Annotated in this window: 16 protein-coding genes and 2 tRNA genes; 10 read left to right on the top strand and 8 right to left on the bottom strand. The window is 58.7% G+C overall.

The features are described from left to right. Window positions 1-71 precede the first annotated feature (71 nt). Genes ptrA through recD form a run of 3 tightly spaced genes read left to right on the top strand, consistent with a single transcriptional unit; the run spans window position 72 to window position 8,358 of the window. Complete coding sequence (gene ptrA, locus ABFX35_RS11060; protein WP_279024983.1) at window positions 72-2,960, top strand: pitrilysin; 2,889 nt, start codon at window positions 72-74, stop codon at window positions 2,958-2,960. Continuing rightward, entirely contained in the window at window positions 2,957-6,505 is a 3,549-nt protein-coding gene (recB, locus tag ABFX35_RS11055) for an exodeoxyribonuclease V subunit beta (RefSeq protein WP_279024952.1), read from the top strand. The genes ptrA and recB overlap by 4 nt, the downstream gene beginning before the upstream one ends. Then, window positions 6,502-8,358: an exodeoxyribonuclease V subunit alpha gene (recD, locus tag ABFX35_RS11050; RefSeq protein WP_346081031.1), complete on the top strand. Its 1,857-nt coding sequence runs from the start codon at window positions 6,502-6,504 to the stop codon at window positions 8,356-8,358. The genes recB and recD overlap by 4 nt, the downstream gene beginning before the upstream one ends. A gap of 24 nt (window positions 8,359-8,382) precedes the next feature. Here recD and argA read toward each other — a convergent pair whose 3' ends face one another. Then, window positions 8,383-9,708 carry an amino-acid N-acetyltransferase gene (gene argA, locus ABFX35_RS11045; RefSeq protein ID WP_346081029.1) on the bottom strand — a complete coding sequence of 442 codons (1,326 nt, stop codon included), beginning with the start codon at window positions 9,706-9,708 and terminating at the stop codon, window positions 8,383-8,385. A gap of 226 nt (window positions 9,709-9,934) precedes the next feature. Here argA and amiC point away from each other — a divergent pair, with 226 nt between their 5' ends. Next, entirely contained in the window at window positions 9,935-11,191 is a 1,257-nt protein-coding gene (gene amiC / locus ABFX35_RS11040) for an N-acetylmuramoyl-L-alanine amidase AmiC (RefSeq protein ID WP_279024946.1), read from the top strand. A 91-nt stretch (window positions 11,192-11,282) separates the two neighbouring features. On the opposite strand, the gene ABFX35_RS11035 is transcribed toward amiC, so the two are convergent. Together ABFX35_RS11035 and ABFX35_RS11030 are read right to left on the bottom strand one after the other, a co-directional pair. After that, window positions 11,283-11,359: transfer RNA gene (locus ABFX35_RS11035), tRNA-Met, on the bottom strand. Between the two features lie 65 nt (window positions 11,360-11,424). Continuing rightward, window positions 11,425-11,501, bottom strand: a tRNA-Met gene (locus ABFX35_RS11030). A gap of 211 nt (window positions 11,502-11,712) precedes the next feature. On the opposite strand from ABFX35_RS11030, the gene mltA reads away from it, so the two are divergent. Together mltA and tcdA are read left to right on the top strand one after the other, a co-directional pair. Next, window positions 11,713-12,852, top strand: a complete 1,140-nt coding sequence (gene mltA, locus ABFX35_RS11025; RefSeq protein ID WP_279029009.1) for a murein transglycosylase A — start codon at window positions 11,713-11,715, stop codon at window positions 12,850-12,852. 103 nt (window positions 12,853-12,955) lie between these two features. Beyond that, a complete protein-coding gene (tcdA, locus tag ABFX35_RS11020) occupies window positions 12,956-13,762 on the top strand; it encodes a tRNA cyclic N6-threonylcarbamoyladenosine(37) synthase TcdA (protein ID WP_095847427.1) in 807 nt (268 codons plus the stop codon). On the opposite strand, the gene csdE is transcribed toward tcdA, so the two are convergent. Together csdE and csdA are read right to left on the bottom strand one after the other, a co-directional pair. After that, the gene (gene csdE, locus ABFX35_RS11015; protein WP_346081026.1) at window positions 13,753-14,187 is read right to left on the bottom strand and encodes a cysteine desulfurase sulfur acceptor subunit CsdE; all 435 of its coding nucleotides are present in this window, start codon (window positions 14,185-14,187) and stop codon (window positions 13,753-13,755) included. The genes tcdA and csdE overlap by 10 nt on opposite strands. Before the next feature lie 19 nt (window positions 14,188-14,206). After that, on the bottom strand, window positions 14,207-15,412 hold the full coding sequence (gene csdA / locus ABFX35_RS11010) for a cysteine desulfurase CsdA (RefSeq protein ID WP_346081024.1): 1,206 nt from the start codon (window positions 15,410-15,412) through the stop codon (window positions 14,207-14,209). A gap of 193 nt (window positions 15,413-15,605) precedes the next feature. On the opposite strand from csdA, the gene ABFX35_RS11005 reads away from it, so the two are divergent. The 4 genes from ABFX35_RS11005 (at window position 15,606) to rlmM (ending at window position 18,662) form a co-directional block, all read left to right on the top strand. Then, window positions 15,606-15,830: a YgdI/YgdR family lipoprotein gene (locus tag ABFX35_RS11005; protein WP_095847430.1), complete on the top strand. Its 225-nt coding sequence runs from the start codon at window positions 15,606-15,608 to the stop codon at window positions 15,828-15,830. 377 nt (window positions 15,831-16,207) lie between these two features. After that, window positions 16,208-17,125 carry a transcriptional regulator GcvA gene (locus tag ABFX35_RS11000; RefSeq protein WP_095847431.1) on the top strand — a complete coding sequence of 306 codons (918 nt, stop codon included), beginning with the start codon at window positions 16,208-16,210 and terminating at the stop codon, window positions 17,123-17,125. A 48-nt stretch (window positions 17,126-17,173) separates the two neighbouring features. Then, the gene (locus ABFX35_RS10995; protein WP_279029018.1) at window positions 17,174-17,569 is read left to right on the top strand and encodes a DUF423 domain-containing protein; all 396 of its coding nucleotides are present in this window, start codon (window positions 17,174-17,176) and stop codon (window positions 17,567-17,569) included. Further along, window positions 17,562-18,662: a 23S rRNA (cytidine(2498)-2'-O)-methyltransferase RlmM gene (rlmM, locus tag ABFX35_RS10990; protein WP_346081021.1), complete on the top strand. Its 1,101-nt coding sequence runs from the start codon at window positions 17,562-17,564 to the stop codon at window positions 18,660-18,662. Before ABFX35_RS10995 ends, rlmM begins: the two co-directional genes overlap by 8 nt. A 255-nt stretch (window positions 18,663-18,917) precedes the next feature. On the opposite strand, the gene xni is transcribed toward rlmM, so the two are convergent. The 3 genes from xni to queF form a co-directional block, all read right to left on the bottom strand. Then, window positions 18,918-19,676, bottom strand: coding sequence for a flap endonuclease Xni (gene xni, locus ABFX35_RS10985; RefSeq protein ID WP_346081019.1), 759 nt, complete (start codon window positions 19,674-19,676; stop codon window positions 18,918-18,920). Window positions 19,677-19,770: 94 nt separating this feature from the next. Then, window positions 19,771-21,138 (bottom strand): nucleotide 5'-monophosphate nucleosidase PpnN, encoded by a 1,368-nt coding sequence (gene ppnN, locus ABFX35_RS10980; protein ID WP_346081017.1) that lies wholly within the window; start codon window positions 21,136-21,138, stop codon window positions 19,771-19,773. Window positions 21,139-21,334: 196 nt separating this feature from the next. Beyond that, window positions 21,335-22,180, bottom strand: coding sequence for an NADPH-dependent 7-cyano-7-deazaguanine reductase QueF (gene queF / locus ABFX35_RS10975; protein ID WP_346081015.1), 846 nt, complete (start codon window positions 22,178-22,180; stop codon window positions 21,335-21,337). Window positions 22,181-22,234: the final 54 nt, after the last annotated feature.

The raw sequence follows: 22,234 nt of genomic DNA, 5'->3' as shown, positions 1-22,234 counted from the left end.
TGATTTTTTTATCGCACGGTTGGCGTCAGGGAATGGCGCAGGCGGTGTTTGCATAGGGGTTCATTTTGGATATGCGTAAACAGTTGGCTCGCATTGCCGGGTTGATCTTATTCGTGATGTTTTTGGCGCCGTTAGCCTGGGCAGAACAAGGATGGCAGCCGCAGACGGAAACCATTCATAAAAGTGCCTACGATAAGCGCCAGTACCAGGCGATCACGCTGGCAAACGGCATGACGGTGCTGCTGGTTTCCGATACGCAGGCGACGAAATCCCTGGCGGCGCTGGCGTTGCCCGTGGGATCGCTCGAAGATCCCAATAGCCAGCTTGGGTTGGCGCATTATCTGGAACACATGGTGCTGATGGGCTCCCAGCGTTATCCCGATCCGGAAAACCTCACCGAGTTCCTGAAAAAGCACGGCGGCAGCCATAATGCAAGCACTGCCTCTTATCGCACCGCCTATTATCTGGAGGTCGAGAACGATGCGCTGGAGCCTGCTGTCGATCGTCTGGCGGATGCGCTCGCCGCGCCGTTACTGGATCCGGTAAATGCCAACAAAGAGCGTAATGCCGTTAACGCCGAATTGACCATGGCGCGTTCACGCGACGGTATGCGTATGGCGCAGGTGGGGGCGGAAACGCTCAATCCGGCGCATCCCAGTGCCCGCTTTTCCGGCGGCAACCTGGAAACGCTGCAGGATAAGCCAGGCAGTAAGCTGCACGATGAGCTGACGGCGTTTTACCAACGCTACTATTCGGCGAACCTGATGGTCGGCGTGTTGTACAGCAATCAGTCTTTGCCGCAGTTGGCGGCGCTGGCCAGCAGCACCTTTGGCCGCGTGCCCAATCGCAACGCCAGCGTGCCGGCGATCGCCGTGCCTGCCGCAACCCAGGAACAGAAAGGCATCATTATTCATTATGTGCCGGCACAGCCACGCAAACAGTTGAAGGTGGAGTTCCGCATTGACAACAACAGCGCGGAATTTCGCAGCAAAACCGATACCTACATTGGTTACCTGATCGGTAACCGCAGCCAGAACACGCTGTCTGACTGGCTGCAGCAGCAAGGGCTGGCCGATGCAATTAACGCCGGGGCGGATCCGATGGTCGATCGCAACGGCGGGGTGTTTGTCATCAGCGTTTCGCTAACGGATAAGGGGCTGGCGCAGCGCGACAAAGTGGTGGCCGCGATTTTCAACTACCTGACGATGCTGCGCCATGAAGGCATCAAACAAAGCTATTTTGATGAGATAGCCCACGTGCTGAATCTGGACTTCCGTTACCCGTCCATTACGCGCGATATGGGATATATTGAATGGCTGGTGGACACCATGATGCGGGTGCCGGTTGCACATACCCTGGATGCGCCTTATCTGGCCGACCGTTTCGATCCTAAAGCGATTGCCGCTCGCCTGGATGAGATGACGCCGCAGAATGCCCGTGTCTGGTTTATCAGCCCGGATGAACCACATAACAAAACCGCCTATTTCGTCGGCGCGCCGTACCAGGTTGATAAAATCGCGGCGTCGCGCTTTGCACAGTGGCAGCAGCTCGGCCAGGGCATCAGCCTTTCTCTGCCGGCGCTGAACCCTTATATCCCAGACGATTTTACGCTGACCAAACCTTCGCGCACGTTCACGAAACCGGAGCTGGTGGTGGATCAACCTGGGTTGCGCGTGTTGTATATGCCAAGCCGCTATTTTGCCGACGAGCCGAAAGCCGATGTCACGGTGGCGTTCCGCAACGCCAAAATCATGGATTCGGCGCGCAACCAGGTGCTGTTTTCGCTGACCGACTACCTGGCCGGTATTGCGCTGGATGAGTTGAGTTATCAGGCATCCGTCGGCGGGTTGAGTTTTTCCACCGCGCCGGACAACGGCCTGTTGTTCAACGCCAACGGCTTCACCCAGCGTTTGCCGAAGCTGCTGACGGCGTTAATCGAAGGATATGCCGGCTTTACCCCGACGGCGGATCAACTGGCGCAGGCCAAGTCCTGGTATCTGGAGAAGCTGGATGCCGCAGAGAAAGGGAAAGCGTTTGAGCTGGCTATCCAGCCGATCCAGGCGCTGTCCCGCGTCCCTTATACCGAGCGTCAGGCGCGCCGGGAACTGCTGAAATCCATCACCCTGGAAGAGGTGATCGCTTATCGCAACAGCCTGCTGGTCGATGCCACCCCCGAACTATTGGTGGTGGGCAACATGAGCAAACAGCAGGTGGATACGCTGGCCTCAACGCTGAAACACCGCCTGGGCTGCACCGGTGTGTCCTGGTGGCACGGTGAAAACGTGCAGGTGGTGAATAAACAGTTGGCCAATTTACAGCGTGCGGGCAGCAGCACCGACTCGGCGTTGGCCGCGGCCTATGTGCCAACCGGCTACGATGAGGTTGCCGGCATGGCGCACAGCTCGCTGCTGGGGCAGATTATTCAGCCTTGGTTTTACAGCCAACTGCGCACTGAAGAACAACTGGGCTATGCGGTATTCGCCTTCCCGATTTCGGTTGGGCGTCAGTGGGGGATTGGCTTCCTGCTGCAAAGCAACAGCAAGCAGCCTGGCTATCTTTATCAGCGCTATCAGGATTTTTACCTGAAGACCGAAAAACGCCTGCGTGAGATTGGTGCAGCGGAGTTCGAACAGTATAAACAGGCCGCGATCAACGAACTTAAACAGCGGCCGCAAACCCTGAGCGAGGAAGCCGGCCGCGTTAGCAACGATTTTGATCGCGGCAATTTCGCCTTTGATACCCGTGAAAAGTTGATCGCGCAGATAAAAACGCTGTCGCCAGCGGCGCTGGCGGACTTTTTCCACCGGGCGGTGCTTGAGCCGCAGGGCCTGGCGGTGCTTTCACAGATCAGCGGTAACGGCCAGCAAGCGGCGGAATATGCGGTGCAGGACGGTTGGGTAACTTATCCCAGCGCGTCTGCGTTGCAACAGACCTTGCCGCGCAAGGTGGCTACGCCATGACGGCGGCACCACAGGCGCTTGATCCGCTGGCGCTGCCGCTGTTTGGCGAACGGCTGATCGAAGCATCGGCGGGGACGGGCAAAACCTTTACCATCGGCGCTCTGTATTTGCGCCTGCTGCTTGGCCTGGGGCAAGCCTCGGCGTTTCCCCGGCCGTTGACGGTTGAAGAAATCCTGGTGGTGACCTTCACCGAAGCGGCGACCGAAGAGCTGCGTGGGCGTATCCGCAGTAATATTCATGCGCTGCGTATCGCCTGCGTGCGTGGCCACAGTGACGATCCGCTGATGGCATCGCTGTTGGCGCAGATTGGCGATCACGCCGACGCGGCGGCCCAACTGCTGGCGGCCGAGCGGCAAATGGATGAAGCGGCGATTTACACCATCCACGGCTTTTGTCAGCGAATGCTTACCCACAATGCCTTCGAATCCGGCATTCTGTTTGAACAAACCCTGGTGCAGGATGAGTTGCCGCTGCGCCGCCAGGCCTGTGCGGACTTCTGGCGCCGCCACTGCTACCCGCTGCCGCTGGCTATCGCCCGGGTGGTGAGCCAGGAGTGGAGCGGCCCCGAGGCGCTGCTGGCCGATCTGGCCGGCTTCCTGCACGGTGAAGCGCCGGCGCTGCGCCAGCCGCCGCCAGCCGATGAGACCGTGCTGATGCGCCATGCGCAGATTGTCGCGCGCATTGACGCCGTGAAAAGCCACTGGCAAACGGCCGCCGGGGAAATCGAAGCGCTGATCGTTGCCTCTGGCGTTGATAAACGTAGCTACAGCGCACGGTATTTGCCTAACTGGCTCAGCAAGGTCAGCGAATGGGCGGGCCTGGAAACGCAGGATTACCAACTGCCGAAGGAGCTGGAAAAGTTCCGCCAGTCGGTGCTGCTGGATAAAACCAAAAAGGGCGAGGCGCCAAGACATGCGCTGTTCACGGCGATTGACGCGCTGTTTGATGAGCCGTTAACCCTGCGTGACTTAATCATGGCGCGGGCGCTGAGTGAGATCCGCACCTCCATCCAGCAGGAAAAGCGCCAGCGGGCTGAGCTGGGCTTTGACGATCTGCTTAGCCGCCTGGATGCCGCCCTGCAAGGGCGCGGCGGCGCGGCGCTGGCGCAGGCGATCCGCCAGCGCTACCCGGTGGCGATGATTGATGAATTTCAGGATACCGATCCGCAGCAATACCGCATCTTTCAAACCCTTTACGTTGGCCGGCCGGAGTGCGGCCTGCTGCTGATTGGCGATCCCAAGCAGGCGATTTATGCCTTCCGCGGCGCCGACATTTTTACCTATATGCGCGCCCGTTCAGAGGTGAGCGCCCACTATACGCTTGAGACCAACTGGCGCTCCTCCCCGGCGATGGTCGGCAGCGTTAACCGGCTGTTCACCCGGCAGGAAAACCCATTCATTTTCAGCCAGATCCCCTTTATCAACGTGGCGGCGGCGGCGAAGAATCACGGGCTGGGGTTTGAGCTTGACGCCCGCCCGCAGCCGGCGATGCAGTTTTGGCTGCAGCAAGGCGAAGGCGTGGGGGTAAGTGATTACCAACAAACCATGGCACGATTGTGCGCGGCGCAAATTCGCGACTGGCTAAGCGCCGGGCAGGCCGGCCGCGCCTGGTTGGTCAATGGCGATGAGCGTCGGGCCGTGCAGGCATCGGATATTACTATTCTGGTGCGCAGCCGCGCCGAAGCGGCGTTGGTGCGCGATGCCTTAAGCCAACTGGCTATTCCTTCGGTTTATTTGTCGAACCGGGACAGCGTGTTTGATACGCCAGAGGCCAAAGATTTGCTGTGGCTGTTGCAGGCGGTGCTGGCGCCGGAGCAGGAGCGCACCTTGCGCAGCGCGATGGCCACCGGACTGTTGGGGCTGGATGCGCCGGCGCTGGATGCGCTGAATCGCGATGAACGCGCCTGGGACACCTTGGTTAATGAATTTGACCACTACCGTACGCACTGGCTGGCGCGTGGGGTGCTGCCGATGCTGCGCGAGATCATGAAGCAACGCCATTTGGCGGAAAACCTGCTGGCAAGCCCCGGCGGCGAGCGACGCCTGACCGATGTGCTGCACCTGGGCGAGCTTTTGCAGGAGGCGGCGGCCCTGCTCGACAGCGAACATGCGCTGGTGCGTTGGCTGGCGCAGCAGATTGCGCAGCCGAACCGCCAGTCCGACAACCAGCAACTGCGGTTGGAAAGCGATCGCCACCTGGTACAGGTGATCACCATCCACAAATCGAAAGGGCTGGAATACCCGCTGGTGTGGTTGCCGTTTGTCGGCAATTTCCGCCTGCAGCAGCAGGTTCTGTACCACGACCGCAGCAATTTCCAGGCGTTGCTTGATCTGAACGCCGATGAAGACAGCAAAAAATGGGCGGAAGAGGAGCGGCTGGCGGAGGATTTGCGCCTGCTGTATGTGGCGCTGACCCGTTCGGTTTATCACTGTAGCATCGGGATTGCGCCGTTGATTCACGGCAGCCGTAAAAAGCAGGGGGAAACCGATCTGCACCACAGCGCGCTGGGCTATCTGGTGCAGGCGGGCGACGCCGGGGATGCGGTTTACCTGCAAACGTGCCTGCAACAGTTGGCCGGCGACGGTATCGCGCTTTCGCTGGTTGAGGCGCCGGATGAACAGGCGTGGCAGCCACAGCAGGATGCGGCGGTGGAACTGGCGGCAAAACGCTTTTCCCGCCGGGTGCAGGACAATTGGCGCGTAACCAGCTATACCGGCCTGCAGCAGCACGGCGCGGGCCTGATGCAGGAACTGCTGCCGCGCCTGGATATCGATGCGGCCGGCGAGCAAGCGCAACAGGCTGAGCCCGCGCTTACCCCGCACACCTTCCCGCGCGGCGCGGCACCCGGCACGTTTTTGCACAGCCTGTTTGAAACTCTGGATTTCAGCCAGCCGTTGGATGAAAGCTGGCTACAAGAACAACTACAGCAGAACGGTATCGACGAACAGTGGCTGCCGGTGCTGGCGCAATGGATGCAGGCGTTGCTGAACACCCCGCTGAATGACGCCGGGATTGTGCTGGCGGCGCTGGCACCGCAGCATAAACAGGCTGAGCTGCAGTTTTATCTGCCCATTAGCCGCATGTTGCAGGCGCACGATCTGGACGCGCTGGCAAAACGCCATGATCCGCTATCCGCCAACTGCCCGCCGTTGGATTTCCAACAGGTGCAGGGGATGCTGAAGGGCTTTATCGATCTGGTGTTCTGCTGGCAGGGCAAGTTTTATCTGCTGGATTACAAATCCAACTGGCTGGGCGAAAGCAGCGCGGCCTATACGCGGCCGGCCATGGAACAGGCGATGGCGGAACACCGCTACGATCTGCAATACCAGCTCTATACGCTGGCGCTGCACCGCTATCTGCGCCACCGTCTGCCGGGCTATAGCTACCAGCGCCACTTTGGCGGGGTTATTTACCTGTTTTTGCGCGGTGTGGATGTTGAGCATCCCGGCAATGGCATTTTTACCTGCTGCCCGGCGCAGGAACTGGTCGAGGGGATGGATAGCCTGTTTGGCGCTGCCCCGGCCGCAGAGGAAAATGAATCATGATTGATCTGCTGGAACAGGCGGTGGAACTGGGGGCACTGCGCCCGTTGGACGTGCAGTTTGCCCGCGTTGTGGCGGGGGAAGATGAGCCGGATCGCCTGCTGGCCGCTGCTTGCCTGAGCGCAGAGGCTGGCGCTGGCCATGTTTGCCTGGCGCTGGATCAGTTGCAGCCGGCGCTGTTGTTTGAAGGGCGTTTCCCGGCGCTGGCGCAGGCTTTGTGGGCGGCAGCCGGGCAGCCGGGGGCTGCAGGCTGGCAGCAAAGCCTGGGTGCCTGGGCGGCGGTCAGTGACGGCAGCCAGGCTACGCCGCTGGTGTTGCAACGTCAGCGCCTGTATTTGCAGCGCATGTGGCAGAGCGAAGGCGAGGTGGCGGCGTTTATCGGCAGTGAAAGCGTGCCGGCGGCGGTGGATGAACAACGCCTGCGTGACATTCTCGATCGTCTGTTTGGCCCCGCCGCTGGGGAGCCGGATTGGCAGAAAATCGCCGCGGCGGTGGCCGCCACGCGCCGGATTGCGGTGATATCCGGCGGGCCGGGCACCGGCAAAACCACCACCGTCGCCAAACTGCTGGCGGCGCTGGTGCAGTTGGCCGGCGAGGCGCGCTTGCGCATTCAACTGGCTGCGCCGACCGGTAAAGCGGCGGCGCGGTTAACCGAATCGCTGGGCCGGGCCAGCCGTAAGCTGGCCCTGACGCCGGCGCAGCAGGCGCTGTTCCCGCAGGAGGCCGCCACCTTGCACCGTTTACTGGGCGCGCAGCCGAACAGCCAGCGGATGCGTTACCACCGCGGCAATCCGCTGCACCTGGACGTGCTGGTGGTGGATGAAGCCTCAATGGTGGATTTGCCGATGATGGCGCGCCTGATCGCCGCCTTGCCCGCCCATGCGCAGGTGATTTTTCTCGGCGATCGCGATCAGTTGGCGTCGGTGGAGGCGGGGGCGGTGTTGGGCGATATTTGCCGCTTTACCGAACAGGGCTACAGCACGGCACGGGCGAGCCAACTGGCCCGGTTGACCGGTTATGTGGTGCCTGGGCAGGATAACGCAGGCAGCGCGGCGGTGCGCGATAGCCTGTGCCTGCTGCGCAAAAGCTACCGCTTTGATGCCGGTTCGGGTATCGGGCAACTGGCGTTTGCCGTCAACGCCGGCGACGGCAAAGCGGCATTGGCGGCGCTGGATGGCCGCTTTGGCGATCTTCACGGCTATCCGCTGGCGGAAACCGCCGATTATCAGGCGCTGTTGGCCGCCTGCGTGGCGGGCTACCGTGACTATCTGGCGCAGATGGCCGCCGGGGCGGATGCCGGGCAAACCCTGGAAGCCTTTGGCCGTTTTCAAGTGCTGTGCGCATTGCGTGAAGGGCCGTTTGGCGTTGTGGGGTTAAATGAGCGGATTGAAGCCGGGCTGCAGCGCACGGGGGCGATTAACCGGCCCAGCGGCAGCCTGGGTCGTTGGTATCCGGGCCGCCCGATCATGATTGGCCGCAACGACAGCGCGCTGGGGTTGTTTAACGGTGATATCGGCATTGCGTTGTCAGAACCGGGCAGTGGCGAGCTGCGCGTGCACTTTCAACTGCCGGACGGCAGTATCAAATCGGTGCAGCCAAGCCGCCTGCCGGCGCATGAAACCGCCTACGCGATGACGGTGCATAAATCGCAAGGCTCGGAGTTTGATCACACCTTGTTGGTGTTGCCGAACCATATGCTGCCGGTATTAACGCGCGAGTTGGTGTATACCGCTATCACGCGCGCGCGCAGCCAGCTTTCTCTCTATGCGGTGGACAAGGTTTTGCTGAGCGCCATCAATACGCCGACCCAGCGCCGCAGCGGATTGGCCGAGCGCCTGCTGACGGCGGAAGGGTAGGGGCGCAATGGCGCCCCTTGAGGATTACAAATCGACCAGCAGGATTTTTGAACGCCGCTGATAGTTGTACAGCGCCTGCTTACGCATCGGCAGCACATCGACATCCGCCGGGGTAAAGCCGCGCTCCTGGAACCAGTGGATGCTGCGGGTGGTCAGCACGAACAGCTTTCTTAGCCCCATTTGCCGCGCCTGGCTCGCCACCCGCTGCAGCAGGAGCTCACCGCGCGACGAGCTGCGATAATCAGGGTGCACTGCCACGCAGGCCATCTCGCCGATCTTTTCTTCCGGGAACGGGTAGAGGGCGGCACAGGCAATGGTCAGATTATCGCGCTCGATAATCGTGAACTTGTCGATCTCCATTTCCAACTGTTCGCGTGAGCGGCGCACCAGGATCCCCTGTTGCTCCAGCGGGCGGATCAATTCCAGAATACCGCCGATATCGTTGATGGTCGCGCGCCGCACCTGCTCGGCGCTTTCCATGACGATCTGGGTGCCGATACCATCGCGTGAGAACAGTTCCTGCACCAGCGCACCGTCTTCCTGGTAGCTGATCAGGTGGCTGCGGCGCACGCCGCTGCGGCAGGCTTTTACCGCGCCGCGCAGGAACCGGACGGTGCCGGACAGGTAATCGCCGCTTTCTTCCTGCTCTTCAATGCGTTTTTGCGCGTCGTTCGGGAAAAGCTCTGAAACGATGTTGCCATCGGCATCGGTCACGCCTTGCGAAGAACAAAAGCCGATCATTTTCTCTGCTTTCAGCTTGATCGCCAACTGGGTGGCCACTTCTTCCGAGGTCAGGTTGAAGCTTTCGCCGGTAACGGAAACCGCGACCGGGCCAATCAACACGATGGCGTTGCTGTCGAGCTGGCGATGGATGGAGTCTTCATCAATACGGCGGATGCGGCCGCTGTGGCAGTAGTCCACGCCGTCATCCACGCCGAGCGGCTGAGCGATCACAAAGTTGCCGCTCACCACATTTATATGCGCGCCTTGCAGCGGCGTATTGTTCAGGCTCATGGAAAGCCGCGCGGTGATGTCCAACTGCAGCAGGCCGGCGGCCTGCTTTACCAATTCCAGCGTTTGGGCATCGGTTACCCGGGTATATTTGTGGTAAACCGGCTCAAGGTGATGTTCCGCCAGGTTACTGTCGATCTGTGGGCGCGCGCCATACACCACGACCAGGCGGATACCCAGACTATGCAATAGGCCAATATCGTTGACGATATTGGAAAAGTTTTCATGTTCAATGGCTTCACCGCCCAGCATGATGACAAACGTCTTGCCACGGTGTGCATTGATATAGGGAACTGAGTGACGGAATCCTTGAACCAGCTCTGTACTACGTTCCTTCACGGCAAAACCTCTTTTGCATATTTATACGATATTTTTGTATTTTTATTCTTTCTTGGCGCAATGGCAAGTGGGAATTATCTTGGATTGCCGAATCATGAATGCTAACTCATTAATAAACTGAAAAAACATCGATATATTTTCTGATGACAGCGTATGGCGGATTAGTTAAAGTTTTGGGCATTGTAACCATTGATGTTTTTTTAGCCTATTTTTATGTCGGAGCCGCATGCCAAACGCTAATCACAATCTGGGTCGTCGCCGTTTTCTGCAGGGCGTAACTGCAACCTGGTTGCTGAGTGTGAGTCGCGTTGGTTTGGCTGCTGTATCGCATATCGTCGCCGTGCGCGTCTGGCCTTCTTCCACCTATACCCGTATCACGCTTGAATCCAATATTGCGCTTAACTATAAACAGTTTGCGCTCACCAACCCCGATCGCATTGTGGTTGATATTGAAGGCGTGCACCTTAACAGCGTCCTGAAGGGCATTGCCGGGCAGGTGAATGCCAACGATCCTTACCTGCAGCAGGCTCGCGTAGGGCAGTTCGATAAAAATACGGTGCGGCTGGTGTTGGATCTGAAACAGCCTGTGGCGCCCAATATCTTTACCTTGCCGCCGGTGGCGGAATACCGCAACCGCCTGGTGATGGATCTGTACCCCAGCGGTGGGACGGCGCAGGGTGAAGAATATGATCCGCTGCTGGCGTTGCTGGAAGATTACAATAAAGGAGATCTTGAGCGCACGCTACCGGCGCGGGCGCAGGCCACCCAGGCCGGTAAGGCCGGGCGCGATCGGCCGATTGTCATTATGCTCGATCCCGGCCATGGCGGGGAGGATCCGGGGGCGATTGGCAAATATAAAACCCGCGAAAAAGACATCGTGCTGCAGATTGCCCGCCGCCTGAGCAGCCTGATCAAGCGTGAACCTAACATGCGGGTGTACATGACGCGCAACGAAGACGTGTTTATTCCGTTACGGGTGCGGGTCGCCAAAGCGCGTAAACAGCGTGCCGATCTGTTTATCTCGATTCATGCCGATGCCTTTACTAGCCGCGCGGCGCGCGGATCCTCGGTGTTTGCCCTGTCGACCAAAGGTGCCACCAGCTCGGCGGCAAAATTCCTGGCGCAAACCCAGAACGAATCGGATCTGATTGGCGGCGTCAGTAAAAGCGGCGATCGCTATTTGGATCACACCATGTTGGATTTATTGCAGACCGCCACCATCAACGACAGCCTGAAGTTTGGCAAGGAAGTGCTGGGCCGGATGGGGAAAATCAATCGCTTGCATAAAAACCGCGTTGAACAGGCCGGTTTTGCCGTCTTGAAAGCGCCGGATATTCCGTCCATTCTGGTGGAAACGGCCTTTATCAGCAATCTGGAAGAAGAGCGTAAATTGAAGACCAGCCATTTTCAACAGCAGGTGGCCGAATCGATTCTGGCAGGGATCAAGGCATACTTCGCGAACGGCGGCGCGCGGGCACAGTAAGCACCGGCGCATGTGCCCGTGGGAAGGGCCATTTCACGGGCGGCAGATACAAAAAAACACCCGTTAAGGTGTTTGATGTCATTCATTAAAATGGTTGCGGGGGCCGGATTTGAACCGACGACCTTCGGGTTATGAGCCCGACGAGCTACCAGGCTGCTCCACCCCGCGTCCGTCTTAATGCTTATGTTATCGAAACCAACTTTTTACTGTGATGCTGCTGGTACAGCATCGGTTGGTTGCGGGGGCCGGATTTGAACCGACGACCTTCGGGTTATGAGCCCGACGAGCTACCAGGCTGCTCCACCCCGCGTCCGATGGATGCGCACTATACGCTGCATGGATTATCTTGCAACTCCTTTTTGCAATTAATTGAACGTAAGCCGTTTTTTTGTTGAATTTCTCCCCAATTCGCGTTCTTTTTCATCGTTATACGCGTGGTTTTTTTATTTGCAGCGATTCCTTTATCTATAGGGGTTTGTTATCGTTCGCCGGTGGGTTAATTCAGTATGAGAGCAAGCGTAATGAAAGGACGTTGGGGCAAATATCTGCTGGGCGGATTGGTAATAGCGGTGTTGGCGGGCTGTTCGTCCAAGCCGACGGACCGGGGGCAGCAGTATAAGGACGGCCATTTTGATCAGTCGTTGGAGTTGGTCAATAGCCCCAATGCGCAGGGCATGCCGGCAAATGCCAAAGATTATTCGAATCAATTGATGGAGATCCAGTATGCGTCTCCTGCTTTGTTTAACCGTAATACGCCAACCTATGAGGCGGTGCAGCGCTGGGTCGCCGCCGGCGGCGATACGCGCCAACTGGGCCAGTTTGGGCTGAGCGCTTTCCAGATGGAAGGCGTGGACAACTATGGCAACGTGCAGTTTACCGGTTACTACACGCCGGTGGTGCAGGCGCGCTATACCCGGCAGGGTGAGTTCCGTTATCCGCTGTACCGTATGCCGCCAAAAGGCCGTAGCCGCCTGCCCGATCGCGCCGGTATCTATTCAGGCGCTCTCGATGATCGCTACGTTATCGCCTACACCAACTCGCTGATGGACAACTTTATGATGGAAGTCCAGGGCAGCGGCTATGTGGACTTTGGCGACGGCCAACCACTGATGTTCTTCGGCTACGCCGGCAAAAACGGCCACGCCTACCGCAGCATCGGCAAAGTGCTGATTGATCGCGGCGAAGTCGCCAGGGCAGATATGTCCATGCAGGCGATTCGCCATTGGGCGGAAACCCACAGTGAAGCGGAAGTGCGTGAACTGCTGGAGCAGAATCCTTCCTTTGTCTTCTTCCGCCCAGAGGCGTTTGCGCCGGTGAAAGGGGCAAGCGCTGTTCCGCTGATCGCCAAGGCTTCCGTTGCTTCCGATCGTTCCCTGATCCCCGCTGGCACCACGCTGCTGGCGGAAGTACCCTTGCTGGACAACCAGGGGAAATTCACGGGAAAATATGAGATGCGCCTGATGGTGGCGCTGGACGTCGGCGGCGCCATTAAAGGGCAGCACTTCGATATTTATCAGGGCATTGGGCCAGAGGCCGGCCACGCAGCGGGTTATTACAACCACTATGGTCGCGTTTGGGTGCTGAAAGGGGCGAATGCGGGTACGCTGTTTAGCGCCAACTCGCCGGCACCCGGTGGCGGTTCGCTGCTGGTTAACCGCTGAGCGCACCTGTTTCCCGCGGTGCTCCCATGCAGGGCTGCGCCCAAAGCCAGGGCCGGATCTTCCGGCCCTTGTCATTTGCAATCGTTAAGGTAAGTAACGCGTTATGAGTACACCCTATTCGGAAGCCTATCTGCAGCGTTTTGGCGGCACGGCACGTTTATATGGCCAGCAGGCGTTGGCGCTGTTTGCGCAGGCGCATGTGTGCGTGATCGGCATCGGCGGCGTGGGCTCATGGGCTGCGGAGGCGCTGGCGCGCACTGGCATCGGCGCCATCACCCTGATTGATATGGACGATGTGTGCGTAACGAACACCAACCGCCAAATTCACGCGCTGCGCCAGCACGTGGGCCAGTCGAAAACCGAGGTGATGGCGGCGCGTATTCAGGCCATTAACCCCGAGTGCCGCGTGACCTGTGTAGATGACTTTATTACCCCGGATAACGTTGCCGAACTGCTGGCGCAAAACTTCAGCTATGTGATTGATGCCATCGACAGCGTGCGCCCAAAAGCGGCGCTGTTGGCCTATTGCCGCCGTTTTAAGATCCCGGTGGTCACCACCGGCGGCGCGGGTGGGCAGATCGACCCAACGCGCATTGCCGTGGCCGATCTGGCCAAAACCATTCAGGATCCGCTGGCCGCCAAACTGCGCGAGCGCCTGAAGCATGATTTCAACGTGGTGAAAAACAGCAAGGGCCGCCTGGGGATTGACTGCGTGTTCTCCAGCGAACCGTTGGTTTACCCGCAACCGGACGGCACGGTGTGTGCGTCACGCAGCACGGCGGAAGGGCCAAAACGGATGGACTGCAGCGCCGGCTTCGGGGCGGCGACCATGGTGACCGCCACCTTTGGTTTTGTGGCGGTTTCCCACGCGTTGAAGAAAATGCTGGCGAAGGCGGCGCGTCAGGCGTAGCGCGCCGCCGCTGCTTTGGCGCCGGCAGCCAGCGCCGCCAGCCCACTGGCCCGGGTGGCGCTAAGCTGGGCGCGCAGCCCCAGGCGATCAAATAACGCCAGGGGATCCTGCGTTAACACTTCTGCGGGGGTTTTGCCTTCTATGGCGGTGAGCAACACCGCCAGTAACCCCCGCACGATACGGCCTTCGCTGTCGCCATAAAAGTGCAGCGTTCCGTCTTCCAGCAACTGGTGCCCCAGCCACACACGGTTCTCACAACCGCTCAGTTCAATATCCGGCGTGCGTAGCGCCTCCGGCAGCGGCGGCAGTTGCTTGGCCAACAAGATCACCTGGCGATAGCGATCTTCCCATTGGCGCAGCGGGGCGAACCGGGCGGCCAGCGTCCCTGTGGTTAGGGTGTTGCCAAACGGATGAGGGGCGAGCATGGTTCCTCCGGTCATCGGATTAATCGGCCAGCAGCGCGATGGCGTTGATCATGGCGTTGACCAGCGCATCGGCATCTTCCGGCGTGTTGTACGGGGCGAAGGAGGCGCGCAGCAGGCCGCTCACCCCCAGCGCCTCCATCAGCGGTTGGGCGCAGTGCTGGCCGGCGCGTAGCGCAATGCCCTGTTCGGCCAGCAGGGTGACGATATCGCTGTGATGAATCCCGGCGATGTCAAATGCCAACAGGCTGGCGCCGGGGCTACGGAAGCTGCGAAAACTGGGCAACTGCGCCAGGCGCTGCTGCGTGCTTGCCGCCAGTTCGCTGCTATAGCGTTCGGCCCCGACCATATCCTGCGTGCGCAACCACTCCAGCGCAGCCGCCAGGCCGACCACGCCGGCAATGTTTGGTGTTCCCGCCTCAAAGCAGTGCGGGGGCTTTTGCGGGGTGAAGCCGTTAAAGGAAGCCTGGGTGAGCATTTTCCCTCCGCCCTGCCACGGGGCCATCTGCGCCAGCAATTCGCTTTTGCCATACAGCGCGCCGATACCGGTTGGGCCATACAGCTTGTGGCCGGAAAAAGCGTAAAAATCGATATCCAACTGCTGCAGATCCACCGGGCGGTGGACCATCCCCTGCGCACCGTCGATCACTACCACTGCCCCGGCCATATGGGCCAGGCCGATCGCTTGTGCCAGATCCGGGCAACCGCCGGTGACGTTGGACATCTGCGTCAGCGCCAGCAGGCGGGTTTTCTGGGTCAGCAGGGTCGGCAACTGCGCTAAATCGGGCAGCAGATCGCCCCCTAGCGGCAGCTTAACCACCCTGGCGCCGGTCTGTTCGGCGACGATCAACCACGGGATCAGGTTGGCGTGGTGTTCTGCTTCGCTGACGATGATCTCATCACCCGGCTGCAGGCGCGGGCGGGCGTAGCTTTGCGCCACCAGGTTGATCGCCTCGGTGGCGCCGCGCACCCAGACGATGTCTTGCGCTGAAGGGGCATTAAGCCATTCGGCCACCCACTGGCGCGCCAGCTCGAAGCGGGCGGTCAGATCCTGTGCGGCACGGTGTTGGCTACGGTGTACGGTGGCGCCGCTGCTGCAATAGAACTGCTGCGTGGCGTCGATGACGGCCTGCGGTTTCAACGCCGTGGCGGCGCTATCGAGATAGATACCGCTTCGGCGGAGCGCCGGGAACTGGTTACGGAAAAGCGTGGGGTTAAATGGCGACATACCCTGATTATCACTGGCCTGAAGATGGGGTGATCCTGTCCTATTTTGTCTTTTCAGACAAGTTACCCTGAACAATCGGCCCGTTTTCTGGAAAACTGGTGAAAGTTTGTTATGCTGTTATAGACGGCATGTAGCAGTTTCTTAGATGAATAAGAAGTTTTATAACAGAATTTTTATCTACAAGGAGTGCCAAATGAAGAAAACAGCCGCAGTTATCTCTTCCCTGATGTTGGTGTTTACGCTGGCCGCGTGTTCCAGTAACTATGTTATGCATACCAACGATGGGCGCACCATTGTCGCAGATGGAAAACCCAAGGTAGATGAAGATACCGGGATGATCAGCTACAAAGACGCCAACGGTGTACAGCAGCAGATTAACCGCTCTGAAGTCAAAGAAATGCTCGAAACCGACCAGTAAACGGCAGGTAAAAAAAAGCACCGCAAGCTTGCGGTGCTGCAAAAAATCACTATGGACAGACAGGGTAAATGTACAGGAAGTGAAAAAAGTAGCTTGGCTACCATGTCCGAAAAGCCGGACAATTTGCAAACACAACATCACAACCACAGGCCAAAAGTTCATCAGTGCCTTGAACACCCAATCCCTTTTCGTTCCGGCCCAGGAAGTGCCGCCACTATAGGTATTTGCTGGCGTAGCCTCAACGGACAATTTATAATGCCTCGGATAAAAAAAACTAATATTAGCGGTTTCTGGTGGCGCCGTAGCGGCGAACGCCGGATGCCGCCTGATTTTTTACGCAGCTTAATCCGATAAATTGGTAAAAAAGCCGATAATTCATGTCAAAACGCTTACCCCCCCTTAACGCGCTGCGGGTCTTTGATGCCGCCGCCCGTCATCTTAGCTTCACCAAAGCCGCTGAAGAGCTGTTTGTTACCCAGGCGGCAGTGAGCCATCAGATCAAATCGCTGGAGGATTTTCTGGGGCTGAAACTGTTTCGGCGGCGCAACCGGTCACTGTTGCTGACGGAAGAAGGGCAGAGCTATTACCTGGATATCAAAGAGATTTTTTCTTCTATTAACGAGGCTACCCGCAAACTCCAGGCGCGCAGCGCCAAGGGCGCATTGACCGTCAGCGTGCCGCCCAGTTTTGCCATTCAATGGTTGGTGCCGCGCCTTTCGGGCTTTAACTCCGCTTATCCGGGGATCGACGTGCGCATTCAGGCCGTTGACCGCGAAGAGGATAAGTTGGCAGATGACGTTGACGTCGCGATTTTCTACGGGCGCGGTAACTGGCCGGGGCTGCGGGCCGAGCGCCTGTATGCGGAATACCTGCTGCCGGTTTGCTCCCCGGCGCTGCTCGGCGGCGAGCATGCATTAAAATCGCCGGGCGATCTGGTTTATCATACCCTGTTGCATGATACTTCGCGCCGTGACTGGCAGACTTACACCCGCCAACTTGGGCTGCAGCATATCAATGTGCAGCAGGGGCCGATCTTTAGCCATAGCGCGATGGTGGTGCAGGCGGCGGTGCATGGGCAAGGGGTGGCCCTGGTGAATAATGTGATGGCGCAAACGGAAATGGAGGCTGGGCGCCTGGTCTGCCCGTTCAACGACGTGCTGGTAAGTAAAAATGCGTATTATCTGGTATGCCATGACAGCCAGGCAGAACTGGGTAAAATAGCCGCCTTTCGCCAATGGATACTGACGCGCGCCGCCAGTGAGCAGGAAAAATTCCGTTTCCGCTATGAACAATAAGGCCGGTGGCGGCGCCACCGCCGGTAAAGATCAAAAGGTAAAATAACGATGACGAGTCGTTCCATGTTTATTTTTGCCGCGATCAGCGGTTTTGTTTTTGTCGCCCTGGGGGCGATCGGCTCCCACGTATTAAGTAATACGCTGGGCGCCGATGAAATGGCCTGGATCCATACCGGGTTGGAATATCAGGGCTTTCATACCCTGGCGATTCTGGCATTGGCCGTGGCGATGCAGCGCCGCGCCTGTTTGTGGTTTTACTGGAGTGCCGCGCTGTTGGCGCTGGGCACCGTGCTGTTTAGCGGCAGCCTTTACTGCCTGGCGCTTTCGCACCTGAAGCTCTGGGTTTATGTCACGCCAATCGGGGGCGTGTGCTTCCTGATCGGTTGGATACTGATGTTGATTGGCGCTTTGCGTCTGAGGAAAAAGGCCGAGCGCCATGAATAAGATTGCACTGTACTGCCGCCCGGGCTTTGAGAAAGAGTGCGCGGCGGAGATCACCGATAAGGCCGCGCAGCGCGAGGTGTTTGGCTTCGCCAGGGTGAAAGAGAACAGTGGCTACGTGCTGTTCGAATGTTACCAGCCGGAAGATGCTGACCGCCTGGCGCGCGAGCTGCCGTTCCGCGAGATGATTTTCGCCCGCCAGATGATCGTGGTGGGCGAGCTGTTGCGCGATCTGCCGCCGGAAGATCGCGTTACGCCGATCGTCGGTATGCTGATGGGCGTGGTGGAGCACGCTGGCGAGCTGCGGGTGGAAGTGCCGGATACCAACGAAAGCAAAGAGCTGATGAAGTTCTGCCGTAAGTTGACGGTGCCGCTGCGCGCGGCGATGCGGCAGGAAAAAGTACTGATGGCGCGCGAGGATCCAACCCGCCCGGTGGTGCACGTGTTCTTTATCGCGCCGGGCTGCTGCTACGTGGGCTATTCCTACAGCAACAACAATTCTCCGTTCTATATGGGCATTCCACGGTTGAAGTTCCCGGCTGATGCGCCAAGCCGTTCCACGTTGAAGTTAGAAGAGGCGTTTCACGTGTTCATTCCCGCCGATGAGTGGGATGAACGTTTGGGCAGCGGGATGCATGCGGTGGATCTGGGCGCCTGCCCGGGCGGCTGGACTTACCAATTGGTGAAACGCAGCATGATGGTTCATGCGGTGGACAATGGCCCAATGGCGCCCAGCCTGATGGATACCGGGCAAGTGACCCACCATCGCGCCGACGGCTTCAAGTTTGAGCCGACGCGCAGCAATATCTATTGGCTGGTGTGCGATATGGTAGAGAAGCCGGCGCGCGTAACACAGTTGATGATCGACTGGCTGACCAAAGGCTGGTGCCGCGAGGCGATTTTCAACCTGAAGCTGCCGATGAAAAAGCGCTATGAAGAGGTTTCGCAAAACCTGCAGACGATCCGCGAAGCGCTTGACGCGTTTGGTATTAATTCAGAGATTCATGCCCGGCATTTGTATCACGATCGCGAAGAGATCACTGTGCACGTGCGCCGTATCTGGTCGGCGATCCCAGGGCGCCGCGACGAGCGTTAATCTTTTCTTTGTTCCTCTCCCTCACCCTAGCCCTCTCCCTAAGGGAGAGGGGACCGTCCGGCGCACAATGAATAACTAACGCTTTCTGCCTGCCATACTCACTCGGGCTGCTCCTTCTCCGGATGGGTTGGGGGGAGTGTCTGCCTGTATCAGTAGCTAAAGTCTGCCGTCCTCTTTTACCATCGCTCCATATTCACTCGGGCTGCTCCCTCTCCCGATGGGAGAGGGTTGGGGTGAGGGGAAGGGCGAGGGGCATTATCTTGCCGGCAAGCGCAACTGCTGCAGATTGCCGCTTAGCTGAAGATCGGTACGCAGCGTGGCAACCTGCTTGCAGGCGTAGGCCATTTCACGCTGTTGCTCCAGTTTGGTTCGCCACTTCGTTGGCACGCTTGCCAAATCCTGATAAAGCTTGTCGAGATCGCCGGCCTGTTGCAGCAGCAACGCGGCGGTTTTGGCGCCAATGCCGGCAACGCCGGGGATCTTGCTGCTGCTGATGCCCGCCAGCCCCCAGAAATCCGGCAGTTGCTGTGGCAGCACGCCAAACTCACGCTGAACAAAAGGCATATCCAACCAGCGTTTCTGAAAATAATCACGCAGTTGTACGCTGGGCGCCAACAGTTGGCAGTAGCCTTTGTCGGTTGAAACAATCGTGACCTGATGGCCGCCCGCGGCCACTTTTGCCGCAAGCGTGGCGGCCAGATCGTCTGCTTCATTACCGGGCGAATGCCAGCAGGCCACGCCGCTGGCTTCAAAGGCCTGGCGCAACTGCGGCATCTCCTGCTGCAGGTTTTCCGGCATCGGCGAGCGGCCGGCTTTATAGTCGGGCAGGCGTTGATGGCGCCAGCTGTCGCGGCGATCGTCTTCATCAAATACCGCCACCGCATGCGTAGGCTGGCTGTGCTGGATGAGCTGTTGCAGCGCATGGCGGCAGGCATCCACGCAGGGGGAACCCTGCACCGCATGAATGCGGCGGATCAGGTTCAGGGCGTCAACAATCAGTAAGTGTATAGGCATCGTTAATCGCTGTCGGAATATTGGCCGGCAACGCCATGATAAGCGTTATTAACGGCGGGCGGCGTTGACCGCCCGCATGCTGGGCTGGAGACAATCAGGCGATGATTTCATAGCAGGGCACATAGGCCGTGCCCGGCAGTTTCATCCGGTGCTGGACGACAAAACCCTGCAGCAGCTGGTCCATCTGCTTCATCATTTGCCGATCGCCATGCAGCCTGTAGGGGCCGAACTCTTCAATGGCCTGGATGCCATTTTCTTTCACGTTGCCCGCCACAATACCGGAAAACGCACGGCGCAGCGCCGCCGCCAACTGTTCGGCTGGCTGGGCCGGCGACAGGTTGAGATTAGCCATGTTTTCATGGGTCGGCTCAAACGGCAATTGCAGATCCGGCGCAATGCGCATTGACCAGTTGAAGCTGTAGGCATCGCCGGTATTACGGCGGTTTTCTTTAACCAATGGCATGGTATTACGCATGCGGCGTGCAACCTCGGCCGGATCGTCAATGATGATCTGGTAGTGGCGGCGGGCCTGTTCACCCAGCGTATTGCCGATAAACTCATCCAGCACGCGGAAGTAGTCGGCGCTCTCTTTTGGCCCGGTCAGGATCAGCGGCAGCACCTGCTCGCTGTTTTCCGGGGTCATCAAGATCCCCAACAGGTAGAGCAATTCCTCGGCGGTGCCAACGCCACCAGGGAAGATAATGATGCCGTGCGCAATGCGCACAAAGGCTTCCAGCCGTTTTTCAATATCCGGCATGATCACCAGTTCATTGACCAACGGGTTAGGCGGCTCGGCGGCGATGATCGAAGGCTCGGTCATGCCGATAAAACGGCTGTTGCGGTAACGCTGCTGGGCATGGCCCACCGCAGCGCCTTTCATCGGCGCTTCCATCGCGCCAGGCCCACAGCCCGTGCAGATGTTCAGCTCGCGCAGGCCCAGCTCGCTGCCCACCTTGCGCGCATACAGGTATTCGGTCGGGTTGATGGAGTGGCCGCCCCAACAGACGATCATATTCGGATCTTCATCCAGATGCAGCGTGCGGGCGTTGCGCAGGATGGAGAACACCAGGTTGGTGATATGCGTGGAATTTTCCAGGTTTAAGTTTTGAAAACGGCCGGTGGCGTTGGCGATCTGACCATGCACAAACAGAATATCACGCAGTACGGCAAACAGATTGGCTTGCAGTGAACGGATGATACGGCCATCAACGAAGGCCTCTTCCGGCGGGTTAATCAATTCCAGTTTAACGCCGCGCTCACGGCGCAACACGTTGATGTCAAAGTTTTCATAGCGTGACAGCAGTTGCTTGCTGTTGTCAGTCTGGCTACCGGAGTTCAATACGGCCAGTGAGCAGTTGCGGAACAAACGGTACAGGTCGCTGCTGGCGGTACGCTTGAGCATGTCTACTTCCAACTGCGACAACAAGTCCATAGAGCCGAGTGGGCTGATATGTGTAATCAAGATAACTCCTTTGCGCCCTGGCTGGGCATTAGCAATCCATACAGCAGCTTGTTATTGTGTGCGAGCATCGCGCTTGGCGCCTGCGTGCCGGAACGCATTCTACGGCGGCGGATACTCTGGTTTAACCTTACCGCCGTCCCTTGATTTTTACCAATACAACGCAGCGCGTTAGCGCACTCGTTGAGCAACGGTTGGCTTATTGGCGGGCCAGCCGCCCGGCATTCGGGGTGAACGCCGTATTGCTGCGCCAGGGGTTGATATCCAGCCCGCCGCGGCGCGTGTAGCGCGCGTATACCGACAGTTGCTCCGGTTGGCAAAAACGCAGCACATCATTAAAGATGCGTTCAACGCATTGCTCGTGGAACTCGTTGTGATGGCGAAAAGACACCAGGTAACGCAGCAGCGCTTCCCGATCGATCTGCGGCCCGCGGTATTGGATCTGCACTGAACCCCAGTCCGGCTGGTTGGTGATCAGGCAGTTGGATTTCAGCAGATTGCTGACGAGCGTTTCTTCCACCTGCGGGCCGGTGTTGGCGCCTTGCAGATAGCCGGCGTTGAAGTCATAGTTATCGATAGCGATGTCTTGTTCGTCGATGCATTCCCCCGCCAGCATGGCGATCGGCTGTCCGGCCAGTTGTTCCAGGCGGAACAGGGCGACGCTGACTTCGCCTTGCGCACAGGCCGCCAGATCGCGCTGCAGGGTGCTGCGCACGGCGTCCCAATTAGCAAAGCGCGTCTGGTTGAAGCTGTTGAGATACAGCTTGAAGCTTTTGGATTCGATCAGGTTGGCGCTATTGGCGTTCAGGCTGATTTCCCCCACGGCCACCTGCGGTAGGCCTTTATCATTCAGCCAGGAGAGTTCGTACAGCGTCCAGATATCGGCGCCGTGGAAAGGCAGGCTCTGCGGATACAGCCCCAGCGGCTCGCGGTTCAGGCTGCGCGGCACCGGCTGTAGCAGTGTGGCGTCGTACTGATCGTGATAGGCGGTGGGTTTACCGAGCTTCAGGCCGGCGAGCGCCTGATTGTTTTGATATGTGGACATAGATGTCACCTTGGTCCCAGAACGATACAATGGCCGCCAGTTTACCGTATATGG

The sequence above is a fragment of the Gibbsiella dentisursi genome (assembly GCF_039539505.1).
GTDB lineage: Bacteria > Pseudomonadota > Gammaproteobacteria > Enterobacterales > Enterobacteriaceae > Gibbsiella > Gibbsiella quercinecans.
Note: the sequence above shows the minus strand (reverse complement) of the source record. Positions and strands in the feature narration are given on the sequence as shown.